The 468-nt window shown below is 64.3% G+C and carries 1 pseudogene; it reads right to left on the bottom strand.

The annotated features are described in order from the left end of the window. Positions 1–468: pseudogene (locus EOA29_RS41985) on the bottom strand (hypothetical protein); the annotation flags it as partial.

The following is a 468-nucleotide window of genomic DNA, read 5'->3' as shown; positions in this document are numbered from 1 at the left end:
GGGCATGATCGCGCGGCGCACTGCGCACCGCCAGGATCGAGCCCGAGGGCGAAGCGAAAGCTGGCTTTCCATTCGCATTCGCCAGCCAGGCATCGTCGGCCCGGATGACCCGGCCCTTGGTCTTCGCTTCGAGCGCGGTCAGGATCGCGCCATAGGGCATCTCGCCCCAATGGACCTTCAACGCATCCAGCTTGTTGGTGGGAACGAAAGCCGAGAGGTCCGGGCTCGTTATCAGGTCGAGTCCCTGCTTTTCCGGCGTGGCGTTCTGGCTGCCGTGATGCGCGACCTTCAGATAGACGGTGCGCGCCAGAAGGTCGGCGGTGGTGACGGTCGCCGCTCCCACCTGGAACTTCAGATCCTTCCAGCTCAGCCAATTGCCGATCTGGGCGTCGCCCGGGAACAGGAACACGCGGCCGGTGTCGGTGAATTCGAAGGCGAGCACAAGGCTGGTGTTGTTGACGCCGCGAT

The sequence above is a fragment of the Mesorhizobium sp. M1E.F.Ca.ET.063.01.1.1 genome (genome assembly GCF_003998155.1).
Classification (GTDB): domain Bacteria; phylum Pseudomonadota; class Alphaproteobacteria; order Rhizobiales; family Rhizobiaceae; genus Mesorhizobium.
Note: the sequence above shows the minus strand (reverse complement) of the source record. Positions and strands in the feature narration are given on the sequence as shown.